Source organism: Confluentibacter lentus (assembly GCF_002806995.1).
Lineage (GTDB): Bacteria > Bacteroidota > Bacteroidia > Flavobacteriales > Flavobacteriaceae > Confluentibacter > Confluentibacter lentus.
Genome location: NZ_NIHE01000006.1, coordinates 128,714 through 152,071, shown reverse-complemented (window position 1 = coordinate 152,071; position 23,358 = coordinate 128,714). Strand labels below are relative to the sequence as shown.

The window sequence follows — 23,358 nt, the reverse complement described above, 5'->3', positions numbered from 1 at the left end:
ATGATGAAGCAAATATATGGTCACTATAAAGCTCAAACACAATTTATTAGTTATAAGCGGCTGTATTTTCGATTAGTAGTGGAGCGGCAAATTTTTATCGATAAATAGATAAAATGCATGATTTTAGAGATTAAAAACCGCCAAAATGTATTTAATCGATTTATTTTTTTATTTCAAAGGAAAAATGACCTTGCTTTTATTGCAAAATTTCCGTTAAACGACCTGTTGAAAAATGGATTTTAGAATTCATATTAAACCCATTTCTTTTCCCTTTTTTAAATCATACCTATTATATTTGCCCAAAATAATATTACAAATGACAGAATTACAAAAAACCATTGAACAAGCTTGGGAAAACAGAGCCCTTTTACAAGAAGAAACAACCACTACCGCTATTAGAAAAGTGATTTCTCTATTGGATTCAGGAACTTTAAGAGTTGCAGAACCGATTTCTGGAGGATGGCTAGTGAATGAATGGGTAAAAAAAGCCGTTGTTTTATATTTTCCTATTCAGAAAATGGAAACTTTAGAAGCTGGTCCGTTAGAATTTCATGATAAAATTCCTTTAAAAACAGGTTATGCTGAAAAAGGCATTCGTGTGGTTCCGCATGCCGTGGCTCGTTATGGCGCTTATATTTCAAAAGGGACTATTTTGATGCCGAGCTTTGTGAACATAGGTGCTTATGTTGATGAAGGTACGATGGTAGACACGTGGGCGACTGTTGGTAGTTGTGCGCAAATTGGAAAACATGTGCATTTATCTGGTGGCGTTGGCATTGGTGGGGTACTGGAACCTTTACAAGCAGCTCCCGTTATTATTGAAGATAATGTGTTTGTTGGCTCACGTTGCATTGTTGTTGAAGGTGTGCATGTGGAAACTGAAGCCGTTTTAGGCGCGAATGTGGTGTTGACTATGAGTACTAAAATAATTGACGTTACTGGAGATACACCTGTTGAAATGATTGGGAAGGTGCCAGCACGCTCGGTAGTCATCCCTGGAAGTTATACCAAAAAATTTGCCGCTGGAGAATATCAGGTGCCTTGTGCATTAATCATTGGGAAACGTAAAGAAAGTACCGATAAGAAAACCTCTTTAAATAATGCGCTTCGTGAAAACGGTGTAGCAGTGTAAATGAAAATTCTAGTCATACAGCAAAAAATGATTGGCGATGTGCTTACAAGCAGTATTCTGTTTGAAGCACTTCGCTTAAAATATCCAAATGCTGCATTACATTATTTAATCAACGAACACACCTTTCCTGTTGTTCAAAACAATCCATTTATAGATCATTTTATTATTTTCACTCCAGAAATGGAGACAAGCAAAATAAAATTACTCAAGCTTGCCAAAGCCATCCGAAAACAAAAATTCGATATGGTTATTGATGCCTACAGCAAATTATCGAGCAACTTGATAACTGCTCTTAGTGGTGCCAACATAAAAATTTCAAAATATAAATCGTATTCTTCTTTTATTTATACACATCCCATTAAATACAAGAGTGAATCAACCACTGTGGCTGGTTTGGCTATTGAAAACCGATTGCAATTATTGGAACCGATTGATGTTTCACTTTCAAAAAATACCATCAAACCGAAAATATATTTAACGGATTCCGAAAAAGATAAGGCCAAACAACTGCTAACGGAATCAAATATAAATCTATCCAAACCTATTTTCATGATGAGTGTTTTAGGAAGTGGAAAAGACAAAACATATCCTTTGGAATATATGGCGAATGTGATTGATTTTATAGTGGAAGAAACCGATGCACAAATTTTGTTCAATTACATTCCGAAGCAAATTGAAGAGGCTGAAGCTGTGTTCAATTTATGTAAACCAGACACGCAAAAGCATATTTATATGTCCGTTTTTGGCAATAATCTTCGTGAGTTTCTATCACTGACTTCTTACTGCGATGCGCTGATTGGCAATGAAGGTGGCGCAGTCAATATGGCAAAAGCGCTAAACATACCAACCTTTACCATTTTTTCTCCTTGGATTGAAAAGAAAATTTGGGCGTCGTTTGAAGACGAAAAAAACACGTCCGTTCATTTAATAGATTTTAAACCTGAATTTTTTCGCAACCAAGAAGGAAAAAAAGCAAAAAAAGAAGCCTTAACTTTATATAAAGAATTTAAGCCTTCATACTTTTTAGAAGCATTAAAAACGTTTTTAAATACTATTACCAAAAAATGAAAAAACTCACTGCTATTATTCCAGTTGGGAACGAAATTCATAATATAGAAGCTGTTATTGCTTCGGTGAATTTTGCCGATGAAATTTTAGTGGTTGATAGTTTTAGCTCCGACGGCACGTTTGAACTCGCTGAAAAACTGGCAACAAAAGTAATTAGAAGACCGTTTGATTATCCATCATCTCAAAAAAATTGGGCGATTCCCCAAGCAACACACGAATGGATTTTACTTCTTGATGCCGATGAGCGTGTGACGCCTGAACTAAAAGTTGAAGTTCTAGGCATTCTTAAAAATCCAGACCCGAATATAGTAGCATATTGGATTGGAAGAATGAACCATTTTATGGGAGAACGTGTTCATTATAGCGGCTGGAGAAACGACAAAGTAATCAGACTGTTTAGACGTGATGTTTGCAAATACGAAGATAAACACGTGCATGAAGAAATTATTGCCGATGGCCCAGTTGGAAAATTAAAAAACAAACTTTACCATAATACCTATATCTCGCTCGATAAGTATATTGACAAAATGAACACATACGCCTCTTGGCAAGCGAAAGACTACGATAAAAAAACAGGTATCTTAACACCTTATCATTTCCTCATAAAACCTTTTTGGGGCTTTTTTAAACATTACATTGTACAAAGCGGCTTTAGAGATGGCGTTGTTGGCTTAACCATTGGTTACATTCAAGGCTATGTGGTATTCATGCGCTATGTTAAGCTTTGGTTGTTAAGAAAAGAGAGGGATTAATCTTTCTTCCAAAACTTAAGCTTCTTTTTTAAACGCTTTTTTCTATAAAACCGTTCTTGAAAAGCTTCCGTTTCCTGCCACATTAAATTAAATACTTTTTCGTAATCATAACCAGTGCATTTTGCATATTCATTGCTCATAACTTCAACCATGGACTTATGAATGGTTAGCCTGGAGAAATTTTTAATTCTAGTTTCAAAATCTAGTTTGCCAAAATTCATTCTATTTAAATCCACTAAATAAAATTTATAATCGCCGCTATTTAATTGAATCAAGGTATTTCCTGGGGAATGGTCCAAAAAAAGGATGTCCTTTTCGTGCAGTTCAAATGTAAATCTGGTAAAAGCCCGTAATATATTTTCGTGATTTGGATAATTTAAATCCGTTGTTAATTCCCTATAGGTTAAATCGTAATCCAAATGCTCACTTACATAATAGCTTTTTTTAAATAAAAAAGGCGTTGTAAACTCGTAATATGCGATAGGTTGTGGTGTGCCGATATGTAATTCCTTTAATTTATTGGCATATTCAAAAGAACGTTGGGCTTTACTTTTTCTAAAAAATTTATAAGCGATTTGATTGAAAATATTGGGGATCTTAAAGGATTTCACATTAACTGTCATCTCCTTAAACTGAAATAATTTTAATGAATTACGATCTTGATTGCCATAGTTTTCACCTTCAACATCATAATTTAAAATAATATGATTAAAAAATTGACTATCATTTTTAAAAGGTGTATTTATTTCAATATGTTTCTTCATTTTATACTATCTAATAAATTTTTAACCTAAATAATTTGAAGTCAAAATATCTTTCCAAAATGTTTCAACTTTTGGTTTATCAATACCATGACAGCCAAAAGGAAGCATATTCTTATTTAGTTTTATAGCCAAATCAGGCTTTCTATCCATCGCAAAACCTAAGGCTTCTTTATATTCTGGTATTCTAAAATCAGGATAATGTTTCGGCACTATTATAGACCAAAAAACATCTTCCATAATATAAAAATCCTTTTTATCTCGTTTTAAATTGGTTTCAATATCATCCTTCATTTCTTGTGCTATTTTAAAGCTTTTGGATATATTTCTCAATGAAAATCCACCATTACCAACCTTAAAGAATATTTTTCGTCGTTCTTTTTTTCTTTTAGAATCGAACAATCCTAGTATTTTTTTTTGTGGTGTGTTTGGAGAAGCAATCCATGGCGCTCCTATATAATCATACTCTTTATCGCACCATGCTTTCAATTCATTTTTAAAAACAAACGCATCTAATTGATAAATCAACATATATTTATAATCTAAAAAACGTTGATAAAAATCTTCTGACAACATCAATCGATTATAACCAAAGACATTTTCAAAATAATAATCTGGGAAAAATTCAGTTCTTATTTTACCTTCAAAATTTATGCTTGAACTATCTAGTTTTTCTGGTTGAACAAAAACAATATCAAAATCACCTAACACTTTTATGCATTGATTTAAAGACATTTGTTCTGTCTTAGAAAGATTCACTTTGTATATTGGTATGATTATGGTTACCAATTTTTCTTGCATACGCTTTTTTTATTTTATAGGTTCTAGAATCATTTGTCTGTTTTTCAGTTTGGATGTATTGAAATTAAGTATTATCATTGAATGTAAATTTCTTGTAAATGGGTCATTCAAAAAAAATTAATTTTATATTACCTTTTCCAACAAAACGTCCAAATGGTGGTCCTAAAGTCATGTATACTTACGCTAATCTTTTAGCCGAAAAAGGATACGATGTACAAATATATCATTCTTTAAACACTTCTTATACTAAATATAAAAAACCCTATTTTATAAGAGCTATTTTACACAAATTGCGAAAGACAAGTCGTCCTAAATGGTTTAAATTGAATCCTAATATAAAATCTTTTAATATTAAAAAGGTTTCAGACGACTATATATCTGATGCTGATTTCATCATCTCCACTTGGTGGGCGACTGCTTTAGAAGTTGATAAATTAAAGAATGAAAAAGGAAAAAAAATCAACCTCATTCAAGATTATGAAAACTGGAAAGGTCATGAGGATAAACTTTTACAATCCTATTCTTTACCAAATACAACTAATGTTGTTATAGCGTCTTATTTGTATGATATCGTTAGTCCGAAATCAGTAAAAAAAACATATACCATTTTTAACGCTATTGATGATTCTGTTTTTTGTGTAAAAAATGATATTGGAAAGCGCAAACCATCCATTTTAATGCTGTACTCAAATGAAAAAAGGAAAGGAACTTCTTACGGTATAACTGCTTTAATTAAAATTAAGGAAGCATATCCTTCGGTTGTTATTTCTATGTTTGGAACTCCAAAAAAGCCAATTGACTTTCCCAAAAACTTTAATTATCATCATCAACCGGAAAATTTATCGGAAGTATATAATTCTCATGCCATTTATTTGACCACAAGTATTCAAGAAGGTTTTGCGCTTCCTCCTTGCGAAGCATTATCATGTGGATGTGCTTTAATAGCAACTCATATTGGTGGCCACAAGGATTATTTAATAAACAATGAAACAGGTTTAGCCATCAAAACAGAAAACATCAATGATATCATTGAAAAAATAGAACTCTTTTTGAAGGATGATGAGTATAGAATAAAAATTGCAAAACAAGGAAATCATTACTTTTCCACTAATTTCTCATGGGCAAAAAATATAGAAAAATTAGAAATAATATTTAGTGAAATTTAAATATAGCTTTACATGCAAACCGAAATAAACAACGCACTGCAAACCTTAAAACAAGGTGGACTCATACTCTACCCAACCGATACCGTTTGGGGTATTGGCTGTGATGCCAGCAACACAGAAGCCGTAAAAAAAGTATATGAATTAAAACAACGGGAAGATAGCAAAGCTCTTATTTGCTTGGTTGCTGATGACAGAATGCTTAAAAAATATGTGAAGAAAATTCCAGAAGTTGCTTTTAATATTTTAGATGTAGCGGACAATCCTATTACCATTATTTACGACGATGCTCAAAATTTAGCAGAAAACCTGATAGCCGAAGACAAAACCATTGCCATCAGAATCCCAAATGATGATTTTTGTTTTCAATTATTGAGACGGTTTAACGGAGCCATTGTTTCAACTTCAGCAAATTTAAGCGGTCAACCAACCCCAAAATCATTCAAAGAAATAGCTCCCGAGGTTTTAAAAGGTGTGGACTATGTTGTAAATTTGCATCACGAAAAAATTTGCGACAAACCATCATCCATTATTAAATTGGGTAATGATGGACAAGTTAAGGTAATAAGGGCATAAAAACTCAAATTTCAAGAACCAAATTCCAATACAATCTAGGTTGGAATTTGGAATTTGATTATTGAAATTTAATTGATGAATTACAAAGAAGCATTACACCACCCCATATTCAAAATCATATCACAATCTGCTAAAGAGCTAGAACTTGAAGCCTATGTGATAGGTGGTTTTGTGCGCGATTTTATTTTAAGCCGTGGTGATGCCAAAGACATTGACATTGTGACCGTTGGAGATGGTATTAAACTAGCCGAAAAAGTCGCTAAAAATCTACCTAAAAAGACAAAAGTTCAGGTTTTTAAAACCTATGGAACTGCTATGATTCATTATGATGACATTGACATTGAATTTGTGGGCGCTCGTAAAGAATCTTATAATGAAAATAGTAGAAATCCGAATGTTGAAAATGGCACCTTGGAAGATGACCAAAACCGTCGTGATTTCACCATCAATGCCTTTGCTTTAAATTTGTCTGAAAGCAAATTTGGTGATTTATTAGACCCATTTAACGGTTTGGATGATTTAAAAAACAAAATCATCCGCACACCTTTAAATCCGGATATTACTTATAGTGACGACCCATTGCGAATGATGCGCGCCATTCGTTTTGCAACGCAGCTCGATTTTAAAATTGAAGATGCGTCTTTAAAATCCATTTCAAAAAACAAGGAACGTATTAAAATCATTACGAACGAACGTATTGTTGTTGAACTCAATAAAATTCTTGAAAGTAGCACGCCTTCTGTTGGTTTTCTTTTATTGGAACAAACTGGATTATTGGATTATATCTTACCGGAATTAACCGCCTTAAAAGGTATAGACGAAGTTGAAGGTCAACGCCATAAAGATAATTTTTATCACACACTGGAAGTAGTTGATAATATCTCAAAAAATACCAATAATCTCTGGTTGCGTTGGGCAGCATTATTGCATGATATTGGGAAGGCACCAACAAAAAAATTCAATAAGAAAATTGGCTGGACCTTTCATGGACATGAATTTATGGGTTCAAAAATGGTATTTCATTTATTCAAAAGGTTGAAAATGCCCATGAATGAAAAAATGAAGTTCGTTCAAAAAATGGTATTGATGAGTTCTCGACCCATCGTTTTGGCTAATGAGGAAGTCACAGACTCTGCCGTCCGTAGATTGGTTTTTGATGCAGGTGATTTTGTGGATGATTTAATGATACTTTGCGAAGCTGATATTACCACAAAGAATCCTAAGAAATTCAATAAATACCATCAGAATTTCAAGATTGTACGTGAAAAAATCATTGAAGTTGAAGAACGGGACCATGTTCGAAATTTCCAACCGCCCATTTCTGGTGAAGAAATCATGGAAACCTTTAATTTAAAACCTTCTAAGGAAATTGGCATCATTAAAGAAACCATCAAAGAAGCTATTTTAGAAGGTGATATCCCGAACGAATATGAAGCAGCATTTCAATTGATGCTGAAAGAAGGAAAACGATTGGGATTAAGCCCCCTTAATCCCCCGAAGGGGAAAACTAAAAGTTGAAATTAAAATGCTTACTCAACTTTAAACCTCGAACTTTGAACCTTAAACTTTGAACCTTGAACTTAAATATTAATTTCACAAAAACAGCCAAAATCACGCTTGTTCTCATTTACTTAGTCATCATTGCTGGTGCCGTAGTCCGAATGACTGGCAGCGGCATGGGTTGTCCCGATTGGCCTAAATGTTTTGGCTACTATATCCCTCCAACTGAACAATCGCAATTGGAGTTTCAACCCCATCATGAGTATAAAAAAGGTGTGGTAATTATTAAAAATGAAACGCTTGTAGTTGCGAAATCAAATTTCCAATCTTCAGAAAATTTTGAAGCCAACAATTGGGAACCTTACACAAAACACGATTATGCCGTTTTTAACCCCATACACACTTGGGTAGAATATATCAACCGCTTGTTTGGTGCTATATCTGGATTGGCAACTCTATTTCTAGCAATTACATCTGTTAGTTTTTGGAAAAAGAAAAAAATCATCACCATACTTTCAGTTTTAGTCGTTTTTGGGATGGGATTTCAAGCTTGGCTTGGAAAAACAGTGGTAGATTCTAATTTATCACCTTTAAAAATCACCATTCATATGGTCATGGCTTTATTGATTGTAGCCATAATGCTCGTCATCATTTTTAAATCGAAATCAAATATTAAATCGTTCAATTATAATCCCACTTTTAAGTATGTGATGATTTTTGCCACCATGCTCACGTTAGTTCAAGTTGTTTTAGGCACACAAGTACGCCAGTATGTGGACGAACAAGTAAAATCGGTTGGCTATGTGAAATCTTTATGGTTGGAAACTCCAGAATTGAGTTTTTATATTCATCGTACCTTATCAGTATTAGTAATTATTACAACGGCTTGGCTTGTGTACTTGAATGAAAAACTGCAATTAGGTTATAAAAAAATCAATGCTGTTTTGATGCTGATTATTTTTGAAATTTTTACTGGTATTTTGATGTATTATTTCAATTTCCCCTTTTCAACACAAACGCTTCATTTGGTAATTGCATCTATTTTATTTGGTATCCAATTTTATATTATGATGGAATGTCATTCTAAAAAAAACACAAATGCCAAAGTAATTTAAATTTCAGATAGTATCTTTGCAACTCAACCAAAAACTATGATTTACAGATTTAGAGTCATTCTTGATAATGATACGGACGATGATGTGTTTCGAGATTTAGAAATTAGCGAAACCGGTACCCTTGAAGATTTACACAATATTATAACCCAATCTTTTGGCTTTGACGGCACAGAAATGGCGTCATTTTACATCAGTGACGACAGATGGGAACAAGGTGAAGAAATCTCTTTATTCGATTTAAGCGATGATAATTCTGCACGATTAATGAGCGAGACCGTTATTAATGATGTGGTTCATGAAATAAGTCCGAAACTCATTTACGTATACGATTTCTTTAGTATGTGGACGTTCTTTGTGGAATTAGCTGAAATTGTAGAACCATCACAAGGCGTCACCTATCCTAACATTATGTTTGTAAAAGGTCAAGTACCCGATGACGCGCCACAAAAATTATTTGAAGCTGAAGACTTTGATGATGATTTTGATGAATTTGAAGACGATTTAGATATAGATGATTATGAAAATCTGGATTTTGATGAAAATTGGAATTAACTTTCAATTCATCAAAACCCTTTCGGATTGACATTTTCGTAATTGTTCGTTAAAAACTCTAATGCATTTTTAAGAATTTCTCCCATAGATTTACATTTCATAAATTTTTCATCTTGAGTGTATTCATAGATTTTACCTTTTAATAAATCAATATTTTCTGGTTTAGAAATCACATCTTCAGCCATACAAGTTATCAATTCATCAATTCTTCCGTGAAAACTTTTTAAACGTTTTACCAAAATAGAACGCTCTTCAATTTTATATTGATCTATGGAAAGTCGTTCAAAACATTCTTGAACCAATTCTACCATTTTAAAGTTTTCCTTAAAAAACTGAGGTCTGTAAATATTAAACTTTCCTTCGTAAGATTGCTGGTCGAAATCAATCGCCCGCAGTTTATATACTACATGATCAAAATCGTGAGTTGGCACAATCACATAATTGTACGAACGCATATCGCCCAAAAGGCGTATCATACAGCGTTCGTTAAACTTAACAAACTCTTTCGCAATTTGTGATTTTTCACTTTTAGTACAATGTGGCAACATATCCTTTATAAAAACATCGCCTGGAATTCCTGCAATATGTTCTTCAATCAATGTGGCGTTGCTCACCAAAAAATTTAGATTATAAGGCGATAACATGTGCTCCAGTTCCAAACCATAAATGCGCGAGGCATCAGCCGTTTTCACATAAAAATACGTGTAATTATCATTTAAAATATTTCTGATTTTTATTCTGAACGGATTGGAATTCCCAAAGGTGCAATAATCAATAGCATCCACATTTAAGAAGGGAATCGTGTTTTCATTACCATCGGAATGTAAAATGGTATATACTTTTTTTAATGATAAATCGATTTCCTTTCTGTCAAACTCATTATAATAAACTCGAACCCACAGCGTATCATTATCTTCCTTATCATAAACAGCTACAGAACCTTGAAAACGTTTTAAATCATCATAAAAAATGGGCATTTTTATGTTCCTATTATACTCTGTAAGATACTGGTGTAATTTAGAGTTTATAGGGTATGATGGTTTTTTCTTTGAAATCTTTAAATCTTCCATACTAGTTATATGACTCAAATTTAATGCTTTTTAAAATACCCTTGTAACAAAATATACTAACTATCGTCATACTTTTGTAACTAACCTAACTGCCCCGATAGTCATCGGATTCATCAGTTTAAAAATAATATATTTTGGATTCTATACTAACCATTAGCAATCTCACCAAAAAATTTGGCTATTTAACGGCCGTCAACGATTTATCCTTCACCATAAATAAAGGCAATGTCTATGGTATTTTAGGACCAAATGGTAGTGGAAAATCGACTACCCTCGGTATTGTTTTGAATGTAGTGAATAAAACGTCGGGCGATTTTAAATGGTTTGATGGTAATACCACCACGCATGATGCTTTAAAAAAAGTAGGCGCTATTATAGAACGTCCTAATTTTTACCCTTACATGACTGCTGAACAAAATTTAAAATTGGTATGCAAAATTAAAGGCGTTAATGAAAGCAAAATAGAAGAAAAGCTTGAGATTGTCGGACTATTAGAACGAAAAGATAGTAAATTCAGCACCTATTCCTTAGGGATGAAACAGCGTTTAGCCATCGCCTCTGCCCTATTAAACGACCCGGAAATTTTAATATTGGATGAACCTACCAACGGACTGGATCCGCAAGGTATTCATCAAATTAGGGAAATAATTAAAAAAATTGCTAGTGAAGGAACTACCATTTTATTAGCGTCCCATCTACTGGATGAAGTTGAAAAAGTATGTTCGCATGTCGTGGTTTTACGTAAAGGAGTGAACCTCTACTCTGGTAGAGTTGATGAAATGATTTCCAGTCATGGTTTTTTTGAATTGAAATGTAATGATATGGAAGCGTTGGTGAAAGTTCTTGAAAATCTTCCTTACTTCGGAAATATCAAGGTTACAGAACAACTGGTTACTGCTTTTTTGAATGAGCCATTAAAATCTGAAACATTAAACACATTGCTTTTTGAAAAAGGGATTGTTTTAACACATCTTGTTCAACGTAAAGAAAGTTTGGAAGAGCAATTTTTAACATTAACCAACAACCAATAACATGTACAGATTACTAAATATAGAATTACATAAACTAAAACATAGCAGGTCTAGTAAAATTTTAATTATTACCTACTTTGTTTTATTGACCTCTATTGCTTTGGTGGCTGCCATTAAGTTTGATATTGGCCCCATACAATTCCATTTAGCTGAAATGGGTATTTTTAATTTTCCGTATGTATGGCATTTTAATAGCTACATTTCTGCGCTTTTTAAGTTATTTCTTGCGATTGTTATTGTATCTATGATGTCCAATGAATATAGCAATAAAACCTTAAAACAAAATCTGATTGACGGATTAAGCAAAAAGGAATTCATTTTATCTAAATTTTATACCGTTGTATTATTATCACTAGCGTCAACTATATTTCTTTTTATAGTGTCCTTAATTTTAGGATTGATTTTTTCAAGTTATACTGAATTAAGCATTATTTTCTCTGACTTAGAATATCTTATAGCCTTTTTTATAAAGCTGGTTGGGTTTTTCTCGTTTTGCTTATTTTTAGGCATTTTGGTCAAACGTTCTGCTTTTGCACTTGGGTTTCTTTTTGTTTGGCAATTTGTCGAGGGCATTATATTTGGTGTATTAAGATGGAATACCAATCCAGATATTGCCAGTACTATCATGCAGTTTTTCCCTCTTAATGCGATGTCCAATTTAATTAAGGAACCTTTTACACGCTTGAGTGCTGTACAATCAGTTGCCAATCAAATTGGTGAAAAATTTAATTTCGATTATGCCATACATTGGTACGAAATTGCCATTGTAGTTGGTTGGACTGCCCTATTCATATTTTTATCGTATTTATTATTGAAGAAAAGGGATTTATAATATCTTTAAAGGCAGTTGCCAATTAAAGATGAAATATTTATTATCCCTCATAGTCTGTTTTTTAAGCATAAACCTATTTGCGCAAAGTGAAGCTGCTAATTGGTATTTCGGATTTGGTGCAGGTATAAAATTCAATCAAGCCAACAGCACAATTACATCTTTAGATGATGGTTCGCTTATTACCTACGAAGGTTGTACGTCTATTTCCGATGATACTGGTAATTTATTATTTTACACGGATGGAACGACCATTTGGAATAAAAATCATGGCGTTATGGCTGGAGGTTTATTAGGCGATAGTTCTAGCACACAATCTGCCATTATAGTCCCAAAACCAGATGATTCCAATATTTATTACGTATTCACTGTTGGTTCCCAATTTAATAACACGGGATTGCACTATTCGGTAGTTGATATTACTTTAAACAATGGATTAGGAGCAGTTACCGATTACAACACAAGACTTTTAAACGTTAGTTCAGAAAAAATAACCGCCGTTTTAAAAGACTGCATTTCCAAATCCATGTGGGTCGTTTCGTTTGCTTCTGCTGACGGAAATACAGATAGCTATAATACCTTCCATGCTTTTGAGGTTAGTGTAAATGGCGTAAACAGCAATTCAGTAAAATCAACTTTCCCCATTAGTATAACAGACCCTCGAGGTTATTTAAAACTGTCTCCTGATGGCACAAAGATGGCTTGCGCTAATTTTACATCGAATATTTTCAATTCTTCTACAGCAGATAGATTATTCTTATATGATTTTGATACAGCCACCGGTATCGTGTCTAATGCAATCAGCCTCTCAATAAATTCACAAAATAATTTCCCTTATGGTTTAGAATTCTCTCCTAACAGTCAATTGTTATATGTGCATTCCTCTAATGCTTTTCAGAGCAATAGCTTTGATTTAGATGATGACCCTACAAACCATCGTTCTTCTTTAGCGCAGTTTGATTTAACACAAGCTAACATACAAACTTCACAAGTCATTATTGATGACAGACAATTATATAGAGGTGGTTTACAATTAGGTCCCGATGGGAGAATCTATAGAGCTTTAACGGCTACGTATCAAGTTGGTTTACCTTATTTAGGTGTTATAAGAAATCCTAATGAAGTTGGTACAGCTTGTAATTATCAACATAACGCTATCAATCTGTCGCCAAACCAATCATCCCAAGGGCTTCCTCCTTTTATTCAATCATTATTCAATACGCAAATTGATATCATAAAAAATGGAAAAAGTGATATTAGTTTAGCACTTTGCGATGGTGATTCATACCAACTGACTTCTGAAAATATATCAGGTGCCACTTACACTTGGACAAAAGATAATATAGTCTTACCTAACAATACGTTTGATTTAACGGTGACATCTAGCGGACATTATGAAGTCCTAATAAATCCTAATAATGGTGATTGTGAAATAGAAGGGCAAGCTTATGTGCTTTTTAATCCAAACCCAACCGTTGAAGACAAAACATTAATTCAATGTGATGAAGATGGATTAAAAGATGGCATTACAGCTTTTAATCTGTATGAAGCTTATAAGGAGCCTTATTTGGGCGCCACTTTAGTTTATACTTTTTTTACTGATATAGCTGGGACTATGGAAATTGATGGTCATTCTTATAAAAATAGTTCTAATCCGCAAATCATTTATGTTAAAGCAACGAATGTGGATACCGACTGTTTCTCTTTTTCGGAATTGACATTAACCGTCAGCTTAACCGATGTCAATAATACGGTTTTAACTCCTGTTTGTGATGATGATGGCGTTGAAGACGGGTTACATGTTTTTAATTTAAATGATGCCAATACCGAAATATTAAATGGCATTCCAAACATCGACCTAGATATATCATATTATGAAACTTATGAAGATGCGCTTTTAGAAATTAACAAATTAGGAGTAAGTTATATAAATAAGCAACCTTATGCACAAACCATTTTCGCACGAGTAGAAAATTCAAATGCTTGTTATGGTATTAGTGAAGTTGGCTTAATTGTAAATAGATTGCCCAATATAGAGCTAACAGGTGTTGATTATTATTGTTTAAACAAATCTCCAGAATACATTACCCTTGATGCGGGACTTATAGATGACAACCCAAATAATTACACGTTTCTTTGGTCTAATGGAGATACAAGCTACCAAACCTTAGTAAATGCTGTTGGTGATTACACAGTAACAGTAACCAGCAAAATTAATGGTTGCAGTAAGACTAGGACGATTACAGTAGAGTCTTCAAATATAGCCACATTCAAAGACATTAAAGTAGAAGATGTAACCGAGAACAATACTATTACCGTTTTGGTAACTGGTGAAGGTATTTATAATTATGCGTTATACGATTCTGGAAATAATGTTTACAAACCTTATCAGGATAGTAATGTTTTCGAGAATATATACCCAGGTATCTATACTGTATATGTTAAAGATGTAGAAAATGATTGTGGGGTTGTTGATAGCCAGGTTTCTGTCATTGGTTATCCAAAATTTTTCACTCCAAATAATGACGGTGTCAATGATAAATGGCAAATAATTGGGGTATCAGATATGTTTCAACCAAATACGAATATTACGATTTATGATCGGTTTGGAAAATTAATTAAACAATTGGATCCTTTAAGTGAAGGCTGGGATGGCAAATTTAATGGACAAAGGTTACCCTCTGATGATTATTGGTTTTCAGTAAAACTTCAAGACGGACGTGTGTTTAAAAATCATTTTACGTTAAAGAATTAATTAACATTTTAAATCATTAAGAGATATAAAATGTATTTTATCGCTTTTTTTTGCGTTTAATCTTAATTATATCTACTTTCACCACAAAATTGATGGCTAAAAAGTTTTACCCAAATAAAGCAAAAATGAACAGAAATTTACATTACTTTATTGCTATGCTAATTTGTAGTGTAACTGTAGCATCTGCTCAAAAAATCAATGTCAATAATTCTGTTAGCTTACAAGATTTAATACTAAACAATCTTATTAATGGTTGCGTTGAAGTGACCAATATAACCTCATCTATAAATGGCAGTAGCTATGGTTTTTCCAGTTATGGGCAATTTACTAGAGGCAGTTCTAATTTCCCGTTTGAAAATGGTATTATGTTATCCACGGGCAATGCCTTATCAGCTGGAAATTCTTTAATAACACCAACACTTAGTGAAGGTTCTACCGCTTGGGGATCTGACCCTGATTTAGAAGCTGCTTTAGGAGTTAGCAATAGCCTCAATGCAACATCTATTGAATTTGATATTATATCTACCTCTAACCAACTTCAATTTAATTATTTATTGGCTTCAGAAGAATATGAAGGCATTAATTCTTGTCAGTTTTCCGATGGTTTTGCTTTTTTAATAAAACCAACAGGAAGTGCCGTCCCCTATCAAAATATAGCTTTAATACCAAACACTTCAACACCAGTAAATACTGGAACTATACATCCGCAACTAGGTCCTAATTGTCCCGCTGTTAACGAACAGTATTTTGATGGTTACAACATAGGCGATACTAATTATGAAGGAAGAACAACTGTATTAACGGCATCTGCCACTATAATTCCTTATGTACAATACCATATAAAATTAGTAATCGCCGATAATTCTGATCAAAATTTTGATTCGGCTGTATTCATAGAAGGTGGCAGTTTCAATATTTTAAATTTAGGTGATGATATTGCCACTTGTTCTGGTTCTACCTTACTGAATGCAGATATCCAAAATCCATCAGCCAGCTATAAATGGTTTTTAAATAATAACGAAATTATTGGGCAAACAAATCCAACACTTAATGTTGTCCAAAATGGCACTTATAAAGTTGAAGTTTCTGTACCATTAGGAAGTAATACCTGTGTTGAAGAGGATGAGATTATCGTAACCTTAAATACCGAAGAAAACATCAATCCTATTTCTACTTTTGAATTATGTGACGATATAGGTGGGAATGGTTTTGAAACATTCGATCTCTCAAATAAAAATACAGATATCGAAAATAATATTCCTTTTGCAAACTATATATATTCTTACCATTTATCTGATGCCGATGCAAGAAACAATATTGGAAGTATAACAGCTCCTATTCAAAATACGACGAGTCCACAGCCAATATATGTTAGAATAGAAGATACTGATACTGGTTGTTTGGGTTTTACAACTTTTAACTTAATAGTCAATCCAATTCCTAATATAATACCTCCAACACCATTGTCTGCATGTGATAGTGACTCATTACCCGATGGCTTTAGTATTATAGATTTAACTGAAAAAGATGATGAAATAACTGGAGGACAAAGCAACTTAATAGTCTCATATCATTATAATCAACCCGATGCCAATTCTGGAAATAACCCAATATCAACTTTTATAAACAGTACCACACCAACAGATCGGGTTTATGTTAGGGTTTTTAGTACGCAAACTGGCTGTGTTAATACCACAACTTTGGATATAAATATGGACATAAGCCCATTGGTAATTACCGACACACAATTTATTGACGCTTGTGATACTGACATGGATGGCTTTGCAACCTTTGATCTAACCCAAGTATTGGCTGATATCTTAAATGGTTTAACTGGAGTAACTAGCTCTTTTTATGAAACTTTTTCTGATGCTGAATCTGGCTCGAATCCTATTTTAGATCCAACAAATTATGCTAATATTCAACCAAATGTCCAAGGTGTTTACGTACGTATCCAAGATGATTCAACTGGGTGCTTCACCATTGTGCCCATACAAGCACATTCCAATTTGTTACTGACAGGAACTGCTATTGAGGATTATGCGTTATGCGATACTGAAGGAAGTGGTGGTATTATTGGATTTAACTTAAATACTGTTGAAACATATGTTGCCAATGACTTAGATAATATTTCTATCACATTTTTTGATTCTGAAAACGATAGGGATAACAACATCAATCCAATTCCCAAAAACGCTTTATACAATGTTAGTAATACAACCCCAAAAACGCTTTATTTGAGAATTAATAATGGTATTTGTGAAGAAGTCGCTTCAATTAGACTTATAGTAAACCCAATCTTGCTATTTAATCCTACAGCGCCTTTAACCTATTGTGACAATGATAGTGATGTTACAGACGGTACTATCACGGTTGATTTATCTTCGTTTGATGACATTATAACAAATGGCAACACAGATTTTATAGTAAATTATTTTCCGACAGAGAATGACGCTGATACAAATTTTAATCAACACCCACCTTTTTACTCGGTAAATGGAACTGAAACTATATGGGTACGTATAGAAAATGTTGAAACAGGCTGCTCTACAGTTTCTAGTTTTGATATTCAAATCATTCAAGCTCCTGAAGCTGCAATTCCTAGTCCAATTATTATCTGTGATAATGACCAAGATGGATTTTCAATAGTAAATCTTGATTCTTCAATACCAGAAGTTGTGCCAAGTACCACTGGTCTGAATATTGATTTTTTCAATTCCATTACAGATGCAGAAGCCAATACAAATCCGCTTTCAAATGCAGAAAGAATCGCTTTTAATGCTTCAACCCAAACCGTTTACATTAGGGTAGAAAGTACCATAACGCCTTGCTATAAAGTAGTTCCTCTGGAAATTATAGTAAACACCCTTCCTGTTTTTCCTACCATAGGAATCATGCAAGTTTGTGAAGATGATACCGATCAAACAGAAGCCTTTATTTTATCTGATAAGGATGTCGAAATATTAAACGGACAAACAGGAAAAGAGGTTTATTATTTTGAAAATGAAACCGATGCACTAAATGGAAATTTAGTCAATGCCATTGATAAAAACAATGATTACTTTAACACATCACCCACACAAACTATTTACGTTAGGGTAGAAAACACAACGGATTCGAGTTGCTTCGGAACGAGTTCATTCACTATCAGAGTGTCTTCCAATCCTATATACAATACGGCTTTTGAAGATTACTTTCAATGTGATGACAGAAGCAATGATGAAGAACATCTTTTCTATTTAAGCGAAAAAATAACGGAAATTAGACAAGGTTCACCTGACCCAAATAATTTGAACGTAACCTTTCATTTAACATCTGCTGATGCACAAAATGGTATAGGCGCGCTACCTCTTCAATATACAAATGCTACAAATCCACAAACCTTGTACATTAGAATTCAAAGTACCGATACACAATGCGTGGTTTTTGATGAGTTAGGTATTAACATTGTGCCTTCACCAAATCTAACAGATGCAAATCCGCTAGAAGTTTGTGATACATATACGGATCGTTTGGATGGCATCGCTGTTTTCAATCTTGATAATGCTGATTACCAAAATCTAGATAGAATACAAACCATCACCGTACATTATTTTGAAAATTTTGATGACATCAATCAAGATGACGCTTTGGATAATGCGCTTGCCATTCCTAATCCAACAAATTACGTTTCAGGCTCCAAAACCGTTTACATCAAAGTAACCAACACCATTACCAATTGTTTTACTATAATTCCTTTAGATTTAATAGTTGATTTACCACCAACTTTTAATAACGTTGGAACCATTCAGATATGTGATAATAATACGGATACTTATGATTTATCACTAGTAAATCAAATGCTATTGAATAATCCTAGCATTGCTAATATATCTTATCACAATTCGCAAGCCGATGCTGATAATAACGTGGCACCAATCGGAAATACATTCAATTACACATCTAACAACCATATTATTTTTGTCAGACTTTCAGATATTAACACAGGATGTTTTATTACAACCTCTTTTAACTTGCAAATCAATCCAAATCCTATTGCCAGTACACCACAAGATTTAGTTGAATGTGATGATAATTATGATGGCATCTTTACATTCGATTTGGCGCAAAATAATAACGCTATTTTGGGCACTCAAAATCAAACGGCTTACACAATTACTTATCACACCAATCTAGCAAATGCCGAAGCAGGAATTAATGCCGTAAATAATTTACACCCCGCAATTAATGGAGACATTATTTACGCCAGATTAGAAAATAATAATACCGGTTGCTATGACATCACACAATTTAACGTTTTTGTAAATCCACTACCTGTAGTACCTGTTGAAAACGTGATTACTTTATGTTTAAACGATTTACCTTTAGTTATAGATGCTGAAACAGGAAATCCAACTGACACCTATTTATGGTCTACTGGAGAAACCACGCCACAAATAGAATTAGGTATGGGTGATATTGGTAATTATTGGGTAACCGTAACAAGACCTTACACAAATGCTCCTACTTGTGAGTTTACAAAACCGTTTTCGGTTATTGAATCTTCTATAGCTGATATCAATTTTACAACAACTGTTAATTTTGCCGACCCTAATAGTATTACCGTAGATGTTAGTGGTATTGGTGATTATGTTTTTATTTTAGATGGTGGTGAACCGCAAACTTCAAATACATTTGATAATGTAACACTTGGTACGCATACAGTTACTGTAAGGGACTTAAATGGTTGCGAAGATATTTCTCAAGAAGTGACCGTTTTTGATATTCCTAAATTTGTAACCCCTAATAATGACGGTTATTTTGACACATGGCATGTTGTTGATAATAGACAATTACCGGGAACTGTGGTATATATTTATGATAGATATGGCAAACTTTTAAAGACTTTACCTGATTTTTCTACAGGTTGGGATGGTACTTATAATGGCTACAACATGCCCGCGGATGATTATTGGTTTGTTGCAAATATTATTCAACAAGGTAATGCATTTACCATAAAAGGCCACTTTGCTTTAAAGCGATAACATACTTATTTTGCTTAATTTTGCAATATGCAATTTAAAGTCGAATCAGAATTTAAACCTACGGGAGACCAGCCTCAAGCCATTAAACAACTTGTTAATGGTATAAACAGTCATGAAAGATATCAAACCTTGCTTGGCGTAACAGGTTCTGGTAAAACATTTACCGTCGCCAACGTGATCCAAGAAGTGCAAAAACCCACTCTGGTTTTAGCCCATAACAAAACTTTAGCTGCTCAATTATATTCAGAATTCAAACAATTTTTTCCTAATAATGCAGTAGAATACTTCGTCTCTTATTACGATTACTACCAACCTGAAGCTTATATTCCTGTTTCAGGTGTTTATATAGAAAAAGATTTATCAATCAATGAAGAGATTGAAAAAATGCGCTTAAGTACTACTTCTTCCCTGCTTTCTGGAAGGCGTGATGTATTGGTAGTTGCATCGGTTTCATGTTTATATGGTATTGGTAACCCTGTGGAATTTCAAAAAAACGTGATTACTTTAGAACGGGATCAAGTGATTTCTCGAACCAAATTGCTGCATCAACTCGTTCAAAGTCTATATTCCAGAACGGAAAGCGAATTTAATCATGGTAATTTCAGAATAAAAGGCGATACCGTTGATATCTTTCCAAGTTATGCAGATGATGCCTTTAGAATTCACTTCTTTGGTGACGAAATTGAAGATATAGAATCTTTTAATATTGAAACCAATCGTGTTATTGAAAAATATGACCGATTGAATATTTATCCCGCCAATATGTTTGTGACATCTCCAGATGTTTTACAAGGTGCTATCAAGGAAATTCAAGATGATTTGGTAAAACAACATGATTATTTCAAGAAAATCGGGAAACATTTAGAAGCCAAACGTTTAAAAGAACGCACCGAATTTGATTTGGAAATGATTAGGGAATTAGGTTATTGTTCTGGTATTGAAAATTATTCGAGGTACTTAGATGGACGTTTGCCTGGCACTCGACCATTCTGCTTATTGGATTATTTCCCCGATGATTTTTTAATGGTGATTGATGAAAGCCATGTCACTATCTCCCAAGTCCATGCCATGTATGGTGGAGATAGAAGCAGAAAAGAAAATTTGGTGGAATATGGTTTTAGATTACCCGCCGCCATGGATAATCGTCCACTTAAATTTGAAGAATTTGAAGCTCTGCAAAACCAAGTTATTTATGTAAGTGCAACGCCTGCTGATTACGAATTACAAAAAACGGATGGTGTTTATATTGAACAGTTAATTCGTCCGACAGGATTATTAGATCCTATCATTGAGGTTCGTCCAAGTTTGAACCAAATAGACGATTTAATTGAGGAAATTCAGCTTCGTGTTGAAAAAGATGAGCGAACATTGGTGACAACACTCACGAAACGCATGGCTGAAGAACTGACTAAATATTTAGACAGAATTCAAATCCGCTGCCGTTATATCCATAGTGATGTGGATACTTTAGAGCGTGTTGAAATCATGCAAGATTTACGTAAAGGCTTGTTTGATGTGTTAGTCGGTGTCAACTTATTACGGGAAGGCTTGGATTTACCAGAAGTATCACTAGTTGCCATTTTAGATGCCGATAAAGAAGGCTTTTTACGTTCGGCGCGTTCATTGACCCAAACAGTTGGTAGAGCGGCTAGAAACTTAAATGGCAAAGCCATTATGTATGCCGATAAAATGACCAATAGCATGCAAAAGACCATTGATGAAACCAATTATAGACGCGAAAAACAAATAGCTTACAACACAGAACACAATCTAGTTCCTAAAGCATTAAATAAAAGTTTAGATAATGCTTTAACAAAAAATTCCATTAGTACATATAGCTATGAACTAGAGGCTAGAAAAGCTGCGGAACCTGAAAGCAATTATTTGAGTAAGCCAGAATTAGAAAAGAGAATTCGAGAAAAAAGAAAACTTATGGAAGAAGCCGCTAAGGCATTGGATTTTATTGTGGCGGCAAAACTAAGGGATGAAATTAAAGGTTACCAAGATAAACTAGAAAAGCTAAAAGTTTAAAACTTTTAGCTTTTCTATAACCATAAGGTTAATCAATTAAAACTTAGCCGAATTTTAATTATATTGTGTTTTAAATATATCTATCAAAACATCTGGCGGCACTATTTTATTAGGAAAACTTTCCATTAAATATAAAACCTTGCTGATAGATTCGTGACTTAAACCCATTCTCAATCCGAAGTTATATAATTTAATAGCACCTTTTGATGAACTATCTTCATCAATATTCATCAATAAAACTAAACGATGAAATTGTACAATACGCTCACTGTGAGACTTTAAGTGCGTATAGGTTATTGGGTGATCAATTAAATAATCAAAATCTTCACGAGAAATTTCCAATTGTCTAGCAACTCCCAATAAAAAGTTATATTCTATATTCTTTATGTCTTTATCATATTTAGCAAAAGCTATCATTTCTGAAAGAAGACTTAATTTTTCTACTCGATTTATCATAGTCCGAGGGATTATTTATTAACAATATAAAGGTACAACGAAGTGCCATTTTATAATCGGGGATATTTTGTAGCTTGTCGAAAAGTGGTTCGTACTTGGTCGGGGATTTTATTTATTTCATCTCAAAAATGAAAATTTAAAACTAAAAAACTGCTGGATTTCACTAAGATACGATGCATAAATAGATATAATTTTAATATATAAATACTTGATAATCAATTAATTAAATTATTTTTTAAATATCAATTTTTTAATTTTAGGCACAAAAAATTAAAGTATCTTTACAAAAAATTAAAAAACGCTAGAAATACATGCGTTGCTGAGAGGAATCGATGAAATGCACATATAAATAAGTAGTATGACAAATAATGATATTTTGAAAAAATTACGAGTGGCTTTAAAGCTTCGTGATGATGATATTGTTGCCATTTTAATGTTGGTAGATTTTAGAATATCAACAAGTGAACTAGGAGCTTTTTTTAGAAAAGAAGATCATCCTAAATATGTGGAATGTGGCGACCAAATTCTAAGGAATTTTTTAAATGGTTTGGTTATTCACTTAAGAGGACCCATGCCAGAGAAAAATTCCAACAAAGAAAAAAATAAAAATTCCAAAACTGGAGAAACACAACAAGTCGAAGCTTCCTCGAAAGCGACACAAAATAAGTTTGTAAAAAAGAAAAGCTTATTACACTCTAAAACAAACAAAAAGAGCAACGAATAACGTTGCTCTTTTTTTAAC

The 23,358-nt window shown here is 33.4% G+C and carries 18 protein-coding genes; 14 read left to right on the top strand and 4 right to left on the bottom strand.

Features of this window, described 5'->3' with window-relative positions; translation table 11 throughout:
* Nucleotides 1-316: 316 nt before the first annotated feature.
* The 3 genes from CDH50_RS12130 to CDH50_RS12120 are packed head-to-tail and all read left to right on the top strand — an operon-like array spanning nt 317 to nt 2,952.
* Nucleotides 317-1,132 (top strand): 2,3,4,5-tetrahydropyridine-2,6-dicarboxylate N-succinyltransferase, encoded by an 816-nt coding sequence (locus tag CDH50_RS12130; RefSeq protein WP_100612581.1) that lies wholly within the window; start codon nt 317-319, stop codon nt 1,130-1,132.
* Nucleotides 1,133-2,200 (top strand): glycosyltransferase family 9 protein, encoded by a 1,068-nt coding sequence (locus tag CDH50_RS12125; RefSeq protein WP_100612543.1) that lies wholly within the window; start codon nt 1,133-1,135, stop codon nt 2,198-2,200.
* On the top strand, nt 2,197-2,952 hold the full coding sequence (locus tag CDH50_RS12120; RefSeq protein WP_100612542.1) for a glycosyltransferase family 2 protein: 756 nt from the start codon (nt 2,197-2,199) through the stop codon (nt 2,950-2,952). The genes CDH50_RS12125 and CDH50_RS12120 overlap by 4 nt, the downstream gene beginning before the upstream one ends.
* Here CDH50_RS12120 and CDH50_RS12115 read toward each other — a convergent pair.
* On the bottom strand, nt 2,949-3,716 hold the full coding sequence (locus CDH50_RS12115; RefSeq protein WP_198513493.1) for a Kdo domain containing protein: 768 nt from the start codon (nt 3,714-3,716) through the stop codon (nt 2,949-2,951). The genes CDH50_RS12120 and CDH50_RS12115 overlap by 4 nt on opposite strands.
* 21 nt (nt 3,717-3,737) lie before the next feature.
* Nucleotides 3,738-4,514, bottom strand: a complete 777-nt coding sequence (locus CDH50_RS12110) for a DUF5672 family protein (RefSeq protein ID WP_100612541.1) — start codon at nt 4,512-4,514, stop codon at nt 3,738-3,740.
* 98 nt (nt 4,515-4,612) lie between these two features.
* On the opposite strand from CDH50_RS12110, the gene CDH50_RS12105 reads away from it, so the two are divergent.
* From CDH50_RS12105 to CDH50_RS12085, 5 genes are all read left to right on the top strand, one after another.
* Entirely contained in the window at nt 4,613-5,680 is a 1,068-nt protein-coding gene (locus tag CDH50_RS12105) for a glycosyltransferase family 4 protein (RefSeq protein ID WP_100612540.1), read from the top strand.
* Between the two features lie 12 nt (nt 5,681-5,692).
* Nucleotides 5,693-6,253: an L-threonylcarbamoyladenylate synthase gene (locus CDH50_RS12100; RefSeq protein ID WP_100612539.1), complete on the top strand. Its 561-nt coding sequence runs from the start codon at nt 5,693-5,695 to the stop codon at nt 6,251-6,253.
* A 75-nt stretch (nt 6,254-6,328) separates the two neighbouring features.
* On the top strand, nt 6,329-7,771 hold the full coding sequence (locus CDH50_RS12095) for a CCA tRNA nucleotidyltransferase (protein ID WP_100612538.1): 1,443 nt from the start codon (nt 6,329-6,331) through the stop codon (nt 7,769-7,771).
* 56 nt (nt 7,772-7,827) lie between these two features.
* Entirely contained in the window at nt 7,828-8,868 is a 1,041-nt protein-coding gene (locus tag CDH50_RS12090) for a COX15/CtaA family protein (RefSeq protein ID WP_232732008.1), read from the top strand.
* 36 nt (nt 8,869-8,904) lie between these two features.
* Nucleotides 8,905-9,420, top strand: a complete 516-nt coding sequence (locus CDH50_RS12085) for an IS1096 element passenger TnpR family protein (RefSeq protein WP_100612537.1) — start codon at nt 8,905-8,907, stop codon at nt 9,418-9,420.
* An 11-nt stretch (nt 9,421-9,431) separates the two neighbouring features.
* Here the strand turns inward: CDH50_RS12085 and CDH50_RS12080 are convergent, their stop codons facing one another.
* Nucleotides 9,432-10,490: a hypothetical protein gene (locus tag CDH50_RS12080; RefSeq protein ID WP_100612536.1), complete on the bottom strand. Its 1,059-nt coding sequence runs from the start codon at nt 10,488-10,490 to the stop codon at nt 9,432-9,434.
* Nucleotides 10,491-10,624: 134 nt separating this feature from the next.
* Here CDH50_RS12080 and CDH50_RS12075 point away from each other — a divergent pair, with 134 nt between their 5' ends.
* The 5 genes from CDH50_RS12075 to uvrB all read left to right on the top strand — a co-directional run bounded on the left by CDH50_RS12075 (nt 10,625) and on the right by uvrB (nt 22,160).
* Nucleotides 10,625-11,521 carry an ABC transporter ATP-binding protein gene (locus tag CDH50_RS12075; protein WP_100612535.1) on the top strand — a complete coding sequence of 299 codons (897 nt, stop codon included), beginning with the start codon at nt 10,625-10,627 and terminating at the stop codon, nt 11,519-11,521.
* A gap of 1 nt (nt 11,522) precedes the next feature.
* Nucleotides 11,523-12,353 carry an ABC transporter permease gene (locus tag CDH50_RS12070; RefSeq protein WP_100612534.1) on the top strand — a complete coding sequence of 277 codons (831 nt, stop codon included), beginning with the start codon at nt 11,523-11,525 and terminating at the stop codon, nt 12,351-12,353.
* A 28-nt stretch (nt 12,354-12,381) separates the two neighbouring features.
* A complete protein-coding gene (locus CDH50_RS12065; RefSeq protein WP_100612533.1) occupies nt 12,382-15,105 on the top strand; it encodes a T9SS type B sorting domain-containing protein in 2,724 nt (907 codons plus the stop codon).
* A gap of 125 nt (nt 15,106-15,230) precedes the next feature.
* Nucleotides 15,231-20,129 carry a T9SS type B sorting domain-containing protein gene (locus CDH50_RS12060; RefSeq protein ID WP_100612578.1) on the top strand — a complete coding sequence of 1,633 codons (4,899 nt, stop codon included), beginning with the start codon at nt 15,231-15,233 and terminating at the stop codon, nt 20,127-20,129.
* A gap of 27 nt (nt 20,130-20,156) precedes the next feature.
* Entirely contained in the window at nt 20,157-22,160 is a 2,004-nt protein-coding gene (gene uvrB, locus CDH50_RS12055; protein ID WP_100612532.1) for an excinuclease ABC subunit UvrB, read from the top strand.
* A 54-nt stretch (nt 22,161-22,214) separates the two neighbouring features.
* Here the strand turns inward: uvrB and CDH50_RS12050 are convergent, their stop codons facing one another.
* Nucleotides 22,215-22,616: a hypothetical protein gene (locus CDH50_RS12050; RefSeq protein ID WP_100612531.1), complete on the bottom strand. Its 402-nt coding sequence runs from the start codon at nt 22,614-22,616 to the stop codon at nt 22,215-22,217.
* Nucleotides 22,617-22,974: 358 nt separating this feature from the next.
* Here CDH50_RS12050 and CDH50_RS12045 point away from each other — a divergent pair, with 358 nt between their 5' ends.
* Nucleotides 22,975-23,340 (top strand): DUF1456 family protein, encoded by a 366-nt coding sequence (locus tag CDH50_RS12045; RefSeq protein WP_100612530.1) that lies wholly within the window; start codon nt 22,975-22,977, stop codon nt 23,338-23,340.
* Nucleotides 23,341-23,358: the final 18 nt, after the last annotated feature.

Bases quoted from the DNA above. Each gene is read 5' to 3' on its own strand.
- CDH50_RS12125 (WP_100612543.1), top strand. From the start codon at position 1,133: ATGAAAATTCTAGTCATACAGCAAAAAATGATTGGCGATGTGCTTACA.
- CDH50_RS12105 (WP_100612540.1), top strand. From the start codon at position 4,613: ATGGGTCATTCAAAAAAAATTAATTTTATATTACCTTTTCCAACAAAA.
- uvrB (WP_100612532.1), top strand. From the start codon at position 20,157: ATGCAATTTAAAGTCGAATCAGAATTTAAACCTACGGGAGACCAGCCT.
- CDH50_RS12070 (WP_100612534.1), top strand. From the start codon at position 11,523: ATGTACAGATTACTAAATATAGAATTACATAAACTAAAACATAGCAGG.
- CDH50_RS12050 (WP_100612531.1), bottom strand. From the start codon at position 22,616: ATGATAAATCGAGTAGAAAAATTAAGTCTTCTTTCAGAAATGATAGCT.
- CDH50_RS12045 (WP_100612530.1), top strand. From the start codon at position 22,975: ATGACAAATAATGATATTTTGAAAAAATTACGAGTGGCTTTAAAGCTT.
- CDH50_RS12130 (WP_100612581.1), top strand. From the start codon at position 317: ATGACAGAATTACAAAAAACCATTGAACAAGCTTGGGAAAACAGAGCC.
- CDH50_RS12115 (WP_198513493.1), bottom strand. From the start codon at position 3,716: ATGAAGAAACATATTGAAATAAATACACCTTTTAAAAATGATAGTCAA.
- CDH50_RS12100 (WP_100612539.1), top strand. From the start codon at position 5,693: ATGCAAACCGAAATAAACAACGCACTGCAAACCTTAAAACAAGGTGGA.
- CDH50_RS12060 (WP_100612578.1), top strand. From the start codon at position 15,231: ATGAACAGAAATTTACATTACTTTATTGCTATGCTAATTTGTAGTGTA.
- CDH50_RS12085 (WP_100612537.1), top strand. From the start codon at position 8,905: ATGATTTACAGATTTAGAGTCATTCTTGATAATGATACGGACGATGAT.
- CDH50_RS12120 (WP_100612542.1), top strand. From the start codon at position 2,197: ATGAAAAAACTCACTGCTATTATTCCAGTTGGGAACGAAATTCATAAT.
- CDH50_RS12065 (WP_100612533.1), top strand. From the start codon at position 12,382: ATGAAATATTTATTATCCCTCATAGTCTGTTTTTTAAGCATAAACCTA.
- CDH50_RS12110 (WP_100612541.1), bottom strand. From the start codon at position 4,514: ATGCAAGAAAAATTGGTAACCATAATCATACCAATATACAAAGTGAAT.
- CDH50_RS12095 (WP_100612538.1), top strand. From the start codon at position 6,329: ATGAATTACAAAGAAGCATTACACCACCCCATATTCAAAATCATATCA.
- CDH50_RS12080 (WP_100612536.1), bottom strand. From the start codon at position 10,490: ATGGAAGATTTAAAGATTTCAAAGAAAAAACCATCATACCCTATAAAC.